The 11011-nt window shown below is 69.2% G+C and carries 9 protein-coding genes; 4 read left to right on the top strand and 5 right to left on the bottom strand.

All coding sequences use genetic code 11. The annotated features are described in order from the left end of the window. Nucleotides 1-142: 142 nt before the first annotated feature. Nucleotides 143-1153 (top strand): asparaginase, encoded by a 1011-nt coding sequence (locus ACFWMR_RS40505; protein ID WP_378382224.1) that lies wholly within the window; start codon nt 143-145, stop codon nt 1151-1153. Between the two features lie 71 nt (nt 1154-1224). Here ACFWMR_RS40505 and ACFWMR_RS40500 read toward each other — a convergent pair whose 3' ends face one another. The 3 genes from ACFWMR_RS40500 to ACFWMR_RS40490 form a co-directional block, all read right to left on the bottom strand. Further along, entirely contained in the window at nt 1225-1704 is a 480-nt protein-coding gene (locus ACFWMR_RS40500; RefSeq protein WP_378278485.1) for a cysteine dioxygenase, read from the bottom strand. A 263-nt stretch (nt 1705-1967) separates the two neighbouring features. Continuing rightward, entirely contained in the window at nt 1968-2981 is a 1014-nt protein-coding gene (locus ACFWMR_RS40495; RefSeq protein WP_378278486.1) for an NAD(P)H-dependent glycerol-3-phosphate dehydrogenase, read from the bottom strand. After that, nucleotides 2981-3685, bottom strand: a complete 705-nt coding sequence (locus tag ACFWMR_RS40490; RefSeq protein WP_449224352.1) for a lysophospholipid acyltransferase family protein — start codon at nt 3683-3685, stop codon at nt 2981-2983. Before ACFWMR_RS40490 ends, ACFWMR_RS40495 begins: the two co-directional genes overlap by 1 nt. 105 nt (nt 3686-3790) lie before the next feature. Between ACFWMR_RS40490 and cofC the strand changes: the two genes are divergently transcribed. Genes cofC through ACFWMR_RS40475 form a run of 3 tightly spaced genes read left to right on the top strand, consistent with a single transcriptional unit; the run spans nt 3791 to nt 7726 of the window. After that, nucleotides 3791-4417, top strand: a complete 627-nt coding sequence (gene cofC, locus ACFWMR_RS40485) for a 2-phospho-L-lactate guanylyltransferase (RefSeq protein ID WP_378382225.1) — start codon at nt 3791-3793, stop codon at nt 4415-4417. A gap of 58 nt (nt 4418-4475) precedes the next feature. Further along, entirely contained in the window at nt 4476-6794 is a 2319-nt protein-coding gene (locus ACFWMR_RS40480) for an RNA degradosome polyphosphate kinase (RefSeq protein ID WP_378382221.1), read from the top strand. Next, a complete protein-coding gene (locus ACFWMR_RS40475) occupies nt 6791-7726 on the top strand; it encodes an NUDIX hydrolase (RefSeq protein ID WP_378382219.1) in 936 nt (311 codons plus the stop codon). The genes ACFWMR_RS40480 and ACFWMR_RS40475 overlap by 4 nt, the downstream gene beginning before the upstream one ends. Nucleotides 7727-7941: 215 nt before the next feature. On the opposite strand, the gene ACFWMR_RS40470 is transcribed toward ACFWMR_RS40475, so the two are convergent. Next, nucleotides 7942-8607 carry a VCBS repeat-containing protein gene (locus tag ACFWMR_RS40470; protein ID WP_378382218.1) on the bottom strand — a complete coding sequence of 222 codons (666 nt, stop codon included), beginning with the start codon at nt 8605-8607 and terminating at the stop codon, nt 7942-7944. A 164-nt stretch (nt 8608-8771) separates the two neighbouring features. Further along, nucleotides 8772-10952: an RICIN domain-containing protein gene (locus ACFWMR_RS40465; protein ID WP_378382217.1), complete on the bottom strand. Its 2181-nt coding sequence runs from the start codon at nt 10950-10952 to the stop codon at nt 8772-8774. Nucleotides 10953-11011 lie beyond the last annotated feature (59 nt).

Raw genomic sequence — 11011 nt, 5'->3', positions numbered from 1 at the left:
CTTTCAGGACGTTTTTCGTCCTGAAAGCCCCCTTCATGACACCGGAGGGCACTGGGGAGGGGCAGCGTGGGCCGGCCGCCCTCAAGACCCCGGGCAGGTGCCTACTTGCGGCAAGACCGGCCGACTTTGAAGAATGCGAAGCATGTCGAGTGATCCCCGACGGCCCCTTGTCGCCGTCGCCGCCCTGGGCGGCACCATCTCCATGATTCCCGGCGACGGCGAGGAGCACGCCGTCCCGCGGCTCACCGCCGCCGATCTGCTCGGCGACCTGGGCGAGAACCTCGAGATGGACGTCCGCGCGGAGACGCTCGCGGGGATCTCCAGCGCCTCGATGGACTTCGCGACCCTGATCAAGACCCGCGACTGGGCCGCCCGGGCCGTCGACGAAGGCGCGGACGGCGTCGTCGTGGTCCAGGGCACGGACACGCTCGAAGAGACCGCGTACTTCTTCGAGCTGACGTGGGCTTCCGAGGCCCCGATCGTGATCACCGGCGCGATGCGCAACCCCAGTCTGCCCAGCGCCGACGGCGCCGGGAACCTGCTCGCGGCGCTGACCGTCGCCGCCGATCCCCGCAGCCGGGGCCGCGGTTCGCTGGTCGCGTTCAACGACGACGTCCACGCCGGACGCTGGGTCCGCAAAGCGCATTCGAGCCACGTCGAGGCGTTCTCCTCGAATCCCGCCGGGCCGCTCGCGCTGGTCAGCGAGGGCTTGGTGCACTACTTCCACCCGGTCGCCGTCCGTCCGGCGGCGTTGCCGCTGGAGAACGCGGACTTCTCCGGCCTGGTGCCGATCGTCGAGAGCGGCGTCGAGGACACCGGCGAGCTCCTGGAGACGCTGGTCAAGGCCGGGGTCAAGGGAGTGGTGCTCGCCGCGAACGGCGCCGGGCACGTTTCGGCGGGGTCCGCCGACGTGATCGAGCGCGTCCTGCCGGAGGTTCCGGTCGTGGTCGCCGGCCGGACCGGCGCGGGCCCGACCTTCCGCGGCACCTATGGCTTCCGCGGCTCGGAGTCCGACCTGATCGCGATGGGCGCGACGATGGCGGGCTGGCTCGACCCGCGTAAATCCCGGCTCCTGCTGCACACCCTGCTCGCCACCGGGGCCTCGCGAGAGCGCGTCGAGGCCGAATTCCGCCTGCGCGGCGACCTCGCCTGACGCGTTTCGTCCTCTGGATGCGGTAGTTGCACGCGCAAGGACCGCATCCAGAGGACTGAATGCGAAAGGGGTCAGTCCCGGATCGGGCCGGTAATCGGGTCCAGGTGGTAAGGGCGCATGGCGCGGGGCTGGTGCCGGTAGACGTGCACGCTGACGGCGGGGTCCGGTCCGTCGTTGCGCACTTCGTGGATGTAGCCGGGACCGAAGACGCGCGACTGGCCCTCCGACAGCGCATGCAGCTCCGTCACGGCCCGGCCGTCGGACGCGCGCCTGGCGACGGTCTCGCTCAGCTTCCCGCTGACCACGGTGAACGCGCCCGCGGCGAACTCGTGGTCGTGCAGGTCGGTGCGCTGGCCGGGCAGCCAGCTCATCAGCCAGATCTCCTGGAGTTCGTCGGCGTCGACGAGGGCGGAGAACCGCTCGTCGGGGTCGTAGCGCAGCAGGTGACGCCAGCGGTCACGGTCCGCGGCGAACTCGATCGCGACGCGCACCGGGTGGCGCAGGGCGGGGTTTTCGGGGATGACGAGCGTGTTGTCCGGGACGGCGAACATGGAGGTGTCCTCGCAAGAGAAAGAAGGTGTCGAGCTGGGCCGGGTGCTGGGTTCACCGACAACAGCGACACGACGCACACGCGACGGCGCCAAGACCCGAGAGGCCCCGCGACACAGTCATTCCACGTGCGAACATGCCCACAGCGAACCAGTGCGGAGCCCGGCGGTCAACAGATCTCACACCGTGGACCATGAGTTCTGCACCTGACGACCAGGCTCGCAGCACGAAGCGGACGCCGTCTGTCGCGATCCTGCGGTCTCGCTCAGGACCACTCGTGCTTCTGCGACCGCCCGAGCAGCTCGGCCCCCGCACGCCGCGGGTCGACCCCTTCGTGGCACACGCGGTGCATCGCGTCGGTGATCGGCATGTCGACGCCGAGGCTCAGCGAGAGTTCCCGGATCGACGTGCACGACTTGACGCCCTCGGCGACCTGGCCGCCGGTGGCCGCGAGCGCCTGCTCCAGCGTCTCGCCCCGGCCGAGCCGCTCGCCGAAGGTCCGGTTGCGCGACAACGGCGACGAGCACGTCGCCACCAGGTCGCCGACACCGGCCAGCCCGGCGAAGGTCAGCGGATCGGCGCCGAGTTTCGCGCCGAGCCGGGCCATCTCGGCCAGTCCGCGGGTGATCAGCGTCGCCGCGGTGTTGGCGCCCAGGCCCAGCCCCGCCGCCATGCCGCAGCTGAGCGCGATGACGTTCTTGCACGCCCCGCCCAGCTCGCAGCCGACGACGTCGGTGTTGGTGTAGGGCCGGAAGTACTGGTTGAAGCTCGCCTGCTGGATCGCCTTGGCGTTCTCGTGGTCGGTACAGGCGAGCACCGCCGCCGCCGGCTGCCCCAGCGCGATCTCCTTGGCCAGGTTCGGCCCGGACACGACCACGATCTGCCCGTCGTCCACGCGCGCGATCTCGGCGATGACCTCGCTCATCCGCTTGAGCGTGCCCAGTTCGACGCCCTTCGCGAGGCTCACCAGGATCGCGTCGGACGGCAGCAGACCGGACCACTCCGAGAGATTGGTCCGCAACGTCTGGCTCGGCACCGCGAGGACAACGGCCTGCGCGCCGTCGAGTGCCTCGGCCGGATCCGCCGTCGCGGTGATCCGCTCCGGCAGATCGACATCGGGTAAATAGGACGAATTGCGATGCCCGTCCCGGATTTCGGCCGCGACCTCGGGCCGGCGGGCCCAGATGGTCACGTCGCGTCCGGCGTCACCGAGCACCTTGGCGAACGCCGTCCCCCACGAACCCGCGCCGAGCACCGTCACGCGCTGGACCTCGGCCATCAGGCGTCGTCCTCCGGCTTCTTCGCGGGCGGTTCCTCCTGGCGGATCTCCGCGAGCAGGGCGGTGATCTCGGTCATCATCAACTCGGTGACCTCGCGCAGCTTGGACGCGCTGCGGGTCGAACCGTTCTTGTAGGCCGAAAGGTCCATCGGTTCGCCGACCAGATGCGTGATCTTCTTGCGCGGGAACGGCGTGAACTTCTTCGTGTAGCCGTTGAAGATGTGGTTCGTGCCCCAGCGGGCGATCGGGATCACCGGCACCTCGGTCTCCAGCGCGAGCCGCGCGGCACCGGTGTACGGCTTCTTGGGCCAGCCGTCCGGATCCTTGGTGATCGTCCCCTCGGGATAGATCACGACGATCTTGCCGTCACGCAGCGCCTGGTGGGCGGCCTTGAGGCTGTCACCGGCGGCGGCCGAACCACGCGACACCGGGATCTGGCCCGCGCCCACGAAGATCTTGCCGAACAGCGGCGTCCTGGTCAGGCTCTCCTTGCCGAGGAACCGCGGCACCCGCTTCTGGCGGTGCACGAACACCGCGTCCACCACCGGGTCCATGTGGGACACGTGGTTCATCAGGAGCAGCGCGCCGCCTTCACGGGGGACCCGCCCGGCGTTGCGGTAGACCCGCTTGCCGATGGCCGTCGCCGGGTAGAACAGTGCGGCGGCGATGCCAACCCAGATGCCGCCCTTCTCACGCCGGGCCAATTCGTCCTCCTCGAAGTCACACGTGTCGTCCCAGGCCACTGATCCTGCCGCGCGCACGCGAGCGCGGTCCAGGGAGGGTCGGGTAAGAATGCAGATGTGGACAGTGTGGGCCTTGACCTGATCGTGCCGCTGAAACGCCCGGCGGAGGGCAAGTCGCGGCTTCGCGGCGCGGTGGTGCCCGAGCGGCACGCCGAACTGGTGCTGGCGCTGGCCTACGACACGCTGTCCGCGGCGACCTCGGCGGACGGGATCCGCCGGGTGCTGGTGGTCGCCGCCGACCCGGCGTCCGTGGCGGATCTCACCGAGCTGGGCGTCGAGATCGTCGCCGAACCCTCGCGGGGCGGTTTGAACGCGGCCCTGCGCTACGGTGAAGAGCTGCTGCGCCGGGACACGCCGTCCGGTCTCGTCGGCGCCTTGCAGGCCGACCTGCCCGCGCTGCGCACCGAAGACCTCACCGCCGCCCTCACCGAGGCCGCCGGGCGCCGGGCGTTCGTCGCGGACCGGCAGGGAACGGGCACGACCTTGTTGCTCGCGGGGACCGGGCCGCTCGAACCCCGGTTCGGCGGGGGTTCCGCGCGGGCGCACAGCGCGTCCGGTGCGACCCCGCTCACGATCACCGCGGAATCACTCCGCGCGGATGTCGACACCGCGGATGATCTCGCTCACGTCCGCACCCTGGGTGTCGGAAAGCGCAGTTCAACGCTGTTGGGAACACCCTGCGTGGTGATGTGACGAGAGTTCACCCTGCCGACCCGCGCGCGGCGCACATTATCGCCCCGAGTGGTGAACAATGAAGCCCGTGAGCACAAATGACGGCGGCACCCCGAACTCGGCAAGGAAGCGGAAGACCTCCGCCGCGAAACCCGACCCGGACAACGGCACGGCGAAACCCGTCCGGGCGAGGAAGACCACTCCCTCGGCGAAGACGAACAGCAGTCCTCGCGCGGCGATCCGCGCCACCCGCGGCGGTTCGGCGAGCCGCCCCGCCCAGGAGTTCCGCGCGCTGCCCGCCGCGCCTCCCGCGGTGACGTCGGCCCCTACCGCCGTCGAAACACTCCCCGACGACCGGTACTTCAACCGTGAGCTGTCGTGGCAGGACTTCAACGCCCGCGTGCTCGCGCTGGCCGAGGACGAGTCGCAGCCGCTGCTCGAACGCGCCAAGTTCCTGGCGATCTTCGCGTCCAATTTGGACGAGTTCTACATGGTGCGGGTCGCCGGGCTGAAGCGCCGCGACGAGACCGGGCTCCCGGTCCGCAGCGCGGACGGGCTCACCCCGCGCGAGCAGCTGGCCTACATCGCCAAGCGCAACCAGGACCTGGTCGAGCGGCACACGAACGCCTTCGAGCTGCACCTGCGGCCGCAGCTGGCCGACGAAGACATCCACATCGTCGGCTGGAACGACCTCACCGGCGCCGACCAGCTCCGGCTGTCCAACTACTTCAGCGAGCAGATCTTCCCGGTGCTCACACCGCTGGCCGTGGATCCCGCGCACCCGTTCCCCTACATCTCCGGCCTTTCGCTCAACCTCGCCGTCACCGTCCGCGATCCGGAGGGTGGCACCGAGCGGTTCGCACGTGTCAAGGTGCCGAGCAACGTGCCGCGCCTGATGCGGATCGAGCAGCAGCCGCGGGAGAGCCGCACCGCGACGTTCCTCCCACTGGAGGAACTGATCGCCGCGCACCTCGGCGAGCTGTTCACCGGGATGGAGGTCACCGAGCACCACGCCTTCCGCGTCACCCGCAACGCGGACTTCGAGGTCGAGGAGGACCGGGACGAGGACCTTCTCCAGGCGCTGGAACGCGAACTGGCCCAGCGCCGGTTCGGCCCGCCGGTGCGGCTCGAAGTGGCGCAGGACATGAGCGAGCACATGCTCGAACTGCTGCTGCGCGAACTGGAGGTCGACCCGCGCGACGTCGTCGAGGTCCCCGGTCTGCTGGATCTGACCTGCCTGCACCAGTTGTCCGGTGTCGACCGCAAGGAACTCAAGGACCGCCCTTTCGTACCGGCCACGCACCCGGCGTTCGGTGAGCGGGAGACGCCGAAGTCGGTGTTCGCGACGCTGCGCGAGGGCGACGTCCTCGTGCACCACCCGTACGACTCCTTCTCCACCAGCGTCCAGCGGTTCATCGAACAGGCCGCCGCGGATGAGAAGGTGCTGGCGATCAAGCAGACGCTGTACCGCACCTCCGGCGACTCCCCGATCGTCGACGCGCTGATCGACGCGGCCGAGGCAGGCAAGCAGGTCGTCGCGCTCGTGGAGATCAAGGCCCGGTTCGACGAACAGGCCAACATCACCTGGGCCCGCACGCTGGAACGCGCCGGCGTGCACGTGGTCTACGGTCTCGTCGGCCTCAAGACGCACTGCAAGGTGTCGATGGTGGTGCGCCAGGAGGGTTCGACCATCCGCCGCTACTGCCACATCGGCACCGGCAACTACAACCCGAAGACCGCGCGCCTCTACGAAGACCTCGGCATCCTGACCGCCGACCCGACGATCGGCGCGGATCTGACGGATCTGTTCAACGTGCTCACCGGGTACTCCCGCCAGGACACCTATCGCAACATCCTCACGTCGCCGCACGGGATCCGCCGCGGCATCGTGCGCGCCATCGGCGAGGAGATCGAACTCGCCCGCGCCGGCCAGACCGCCGGGATCCGGATCAAGTGCAACTCGCTCGTCGACGAGCAGGTGATCGACGCGCTGTACCACGCGTCTCAGGCCGGGGTGCCGGTCGACATCGTGGTGCGCGGGATCTGCGCGCTGAAGCCGGGGGTGGAGGGACTGAGCGAAAACATTCACGTGCGCTCGATCCTCGGGCGGTTCCTGGAGCACTCGCGCATCTTCAACTTCCGCGCGGGCGGCACGCACTGGATCGGCAGCGCGGACATGATGCACCGCAACCTGGACCGCCGGATCGAAGCCCTGGTGCGGGTCAAGGATCCGAAACTGACGGCGCAGCTGGACTACATCTTCGAATCCGCGCTGCATCCGGCGACCCGCTGCTGGGTGCTGACGGCCACCGGTGAGTGGACCCCGTTCCCCGCCTCCGGGGACGACGTCCGCGATCATCAGGTCGAGCTGGCGAAGCGGCACGGAGCCGCCGGATGAGCGGGCACATCCGGGCGGCGGGCGCCGTCCTCTGGCGTCGTGACGGGGAACGGATCGAGGTCGCGCTGGTCCACCGGCCGCGTTACGACGATTGGTCGCTGCCGAAGGGAAAGCTGGATCCGGGCGAGACCATCGCCCGGGCCGCGGTCCGCGAGATCCAGGAAGAGACCGGCTTCGACGCGGTGCTCGGCCGGTATCTGTTCCGGACCGAATACACCGTGGCGGGAGCGCCGAAGACCGTCGACTACTTCTCCGCGCACGCCGTTTCCGGTGCGTTCGCTCCGAACGAGGAAGTCGACGAGCTGCGCTGGCTCGACGCGGAAACGGCGGAGAAACTGCTGACGCGGCCGGAGGACGTCCGGGTGCTGCGGGAGTTCTCGGCGCTGCCGCCCGACCTCCTCACGGTGATCCTGGTGCGGCACGCCAAAGCGGGCAAGCGCGACGAGTGGAACGGCGACGACGATCTGCGGCCGCTCTCGGACGCGGGTCAGCGGCAGGCCGAAGCGCTGCGTTCGCTGCTGCGGCACTACGCGCCGGACAGGGTGCTCTCGGCGCCGCGGCTTCGTTGCGTCCAGACGGTGAACGGGCTCGCCGAAGATCTCGGGGTCGAGATCCGGCACGAGCCGCTGCTGTCGGAAGAGGGCTACTGGCCGGACCCGGTCCTCGGTGTCGCCCGGCTGCTGGCCATCGCCGGGGACGGCGGGACACCGGTGATCTCCAGCCAGGGCGGCGTGATCCCGGACGTCGTCACCGCGCTGGCCGATCGCGACGGCGTCGACCTGCCCGCCGCGCGCGGTGGCGTGGTGCCGTCGAAGAAGGGTTCGTTCTGGGTGCTGTCCTTCCGGGCGCCGACAGAAGAGGACGGGCCGGTGCTGGTGGCCGCGGACTACTTCGCGTCGCCTTTGCCCACTCCGGCTCCGGCGCATCGCTGACGCTCGTATTCGCGTGAAGGCCCCCTTCCCTCTGCTCAGCAGAGGGAAGGGGGCCTTCACGCGCAGTCGCTGTGACTGCTGGTGTTGCTGTGACCGAGGGTGGCTTCCGCCGTCCGTGAAGGCCTCCTTCCCTACCCTCAAGGTAGGAAAGGAGGCCTTCACGGACTTACGGCCGGAGGTCGGTCAGGTCGGCCAGGTCACCTAGCCGTGCGCGGTCAGCTGCCGGCCTGGTCGCAGCTGGCGGCATCGGTGCCGAGCACCGGGTCGGTGACCGGACGGTGGTCGATCGAGATGGTCTTCTGCGTGGTCAGCGCGCCGTCCCGCAGCGTGTAGACGGTGCGCGTGCCGCTGTAGGTCAGCGGGTCGGCGCTGACGTCGTCGGCTTCGGCGGCGACGGTTTCGAAGGTGCGGCCGCCGCCGTTCAGCGGGGTGCACTGGTAGCCGAGGTGAGCGGCGACGCCACCGCCCTCGGCGACCGACAGCGGCTTGCTGTCGTTGTCGACGACCTGGCTGAGGTTGCGGCCGTCGTAGTGCAGGGCCGTGAAGAAAGTCGTGTTGGCCCCCACCGACTGGGTGACGATGAGTTCGGCGCGGCCGTCGCCGTTGAGGTCGGTGACGCGCGGGGCCTGGAGCGGGACGGAGCTGTCGGCTCCGAGGTGGATCGAGGTGAACGTCCCGTTGACGGTCGCGGAGATGACCTGGTCGCCAGGGCCGGTGAGCTGGGTGGTGACGGTTTCGATCTCACCGTCACCGTCGAGGTCCGCGACGGTGGTGACCGGGTCGGCCGACGGGGCGGCCAGCGCGGGGACGATGGCCCCGATGCTCAGCGCGGCGGCGACGCCGGTGATGGTGGCGGTGCGGATGATGCCGGTGTGCTTCATGGTGCTCTCCCTCCACGCTTCGGTGAGCTTTTCACCGAATGTGCTCTCACTAGGGGAGACGGTTGCGGATCATGAAAGTGCACTGAGAGTGTGATGGGCCACACATAAGCAACCGGGCGGCCCGCCACTCGAACGAGCGACGGGCCGCACTAAGGGAAAGTGGGCTACTTGATCGCCCACAGCTGAAGCGCGGAGCCGCTGTCGGCTCGTTGCGTGACGGCCGCACCGTCCGAAGTGGACGCTGTCGTCAGGAGCAGCCCCGAACGGACGCTGGCCACCTTGTAGGTCCCGTCGGGCTGTTTCGCCGCGGTCCAGCGCTGGTTCGGTCCGCCGGTGCACGTCCACTGGATGACGCGCGCGCCCGCGCCGGTCGCTCCGCCTTCGACGTCGGCGCACAGCTTCGAATGCGTGTTGGTCAGGGTGTAGGAACCGTCGGACTGCTTCGTGAACAGCCACTTCTGGTTCGCGCCCTGGTTCGGTGTCCAGGTGACCAACGGCGTGCCGGTCGACGTCGACGAATCCGGGTCGTCGAGGTTCTTGCCGGACGCGGTCAGGGTGCGGACGCCGTCGAGAGTGCCGGCCCCGGCGTCGGTGAACTTCAGCGTCTGCTCGGCCGCGGTCCGCCCGCCGCCGACGGTGTTCCCGGTGGTGTCGGTCCAGGAGCGCGACGGCGTCGTCTCCGCGAGACGCGACGACTTGCCGGACAGGCCGAGCACGAGCCCGCTGTAGCGGTTCACCAGCCGGAAAGTCGCGGGGTCCACAGTGGACCGGATGACGAACCACTGCTGCCCGACCGTCGAGGACGAGGTGACAGTGGGCTTCGCGCCCCAAGCCCGGCCCGCCTGGACGGCGTCGACACCGAGGAACTGGCCCGTCGCGGCGTTGGTGACGCGATACGAACCGTCGCCGTCGGAGGAGAACTGCCACGCCTCACGGTCGGAGCCGGTCGTGCTCGCGACGGACGTCGTCGCGGTCCCGGTGCCCTGCGCGAGAACCCGGCCGTCACCGAGGCCGATGCGGTACTTGCGCGAAGTGTCCACAGGGGACGGAGCGGGGGTGGACGACGTGATGGTCTGCGTGGTGTATTCGCCGCCCGCGCCGCCGGAGCACGCCACCGCGCAGTACGACCGGAACTGCTTGCCGATGATGGTCGAGTTCGTCTTGTTCGCGGCGTCGACGAACCAGCGGTACCAGGACTGGTTGGTGTAGCTCCCGGTGTCGCCGATCAGCCGCCACTTCTGCGTCGTCAGGTCGTCGGTCACGTAGTAACGCTGAGGGACGACACTGTCCACGGCCTCCGGTGCGCCGATGTAGAGCCCGAGGTGCGCGTTGTAGGCGATGTTCATGATGAACAGATCGGATTTGCGCGGCAGTTGTCCCGCGGCGATCTGCTGGCTGACGTTGCCGGTGTTGGCCGGGTCGTAGTCGTCCGCGACGGGTGTGTAGCCCGTGTCGCCCGCGGCGGACACCGGGACCATGTTGCTCTCGCGGCCGCCGACGCCGGGCTGGGTCCAGCCGCCGTCGAACCACTTCTGCCACGAGCCGGTCGCCATCTTGGCCGAGATCGGCGAACGGGCGACGTGCGCGAGCCCGGTCATCGGGCCACCGGCGCCGGCCTTCGGCACGATGCGCGAGCCGTAGTAGACGTAGAAGTACCCGGAGGCGGTGTCGACGAACAGGCGCGGGTCGCCGTCGCCGTAGTCGAACGTCTGATGCGGGAACGCCGTCGTGTCCCCGCGTTTGGTGCTGTAGGGCGAAGTGATCGCGTGGTCCTTGATGGTCCAGGTCTTGCCCTGGTCCTTCGACACCGCCATGTCGATGGCGTCGTAGTGCGAGAACGAGTACGCGCCGAACGGCTCGGGCGTGAACTCGTTGTGGATCAGGCCGTACCAGTCGCCGGTGTCCGGATCGACCCAGGTGCCGACGAGGTCGCAGAAGTTCCGCTGCGAGTAGCCGGAACCGGCGGGCGGATTCGTGGATTCCTTGCCGGTGGGGCTGTTGTTGCAGCGCCAGGTCGTGTCGTCGTTGCGGTCGGCGGAGTTGGCCGGGTTCACCGCCTTGCTGATCGGGTTCTTGGTGAAGCTGTCGAAATCGCGTCCGCTGTAGAAGTCCCACTCGCGCGGCTGGTCGGCGCCGTAGAGCGCGGCCGCCTGCTGGAAGTAGAACGTGCCGTCCTTGTCGACATAGCTACTCGCCGGGGTGTCGGTGGTCGGGCTGAACGACTTCTTGGCGTCGACGGTGATGGTGTACGTCGCGTCCGGCGATGCGGCGTCGGACGACACCGGTACCACCGTGGTCGCCGCCACGGCCAACGCCGCGGCGCCGAGAAGAGGCAGGGTCCGCATGACTCTCTCCCAAGGGCATTTCGTCCTCTGAATGCGGTAGTTCGTACGTCGAACTACCG

Origin of the sequence: Amycolatopsis thailandensis (genome assembly GCF_042723255.1) — a bacterium.
Classification (GTDB): Bacteria; Actinomycetota; Actinomycetes; order Mycobacteriales; family Pseudonocardiaceae; genus Amycolatopsis; species Amycolatopsis thailandensis.
The sequence above is the reverse complement of the archived record's forward strand: the minus strand, read 5'-3'. Positions and strand labels throughout refer to the sequence as shown.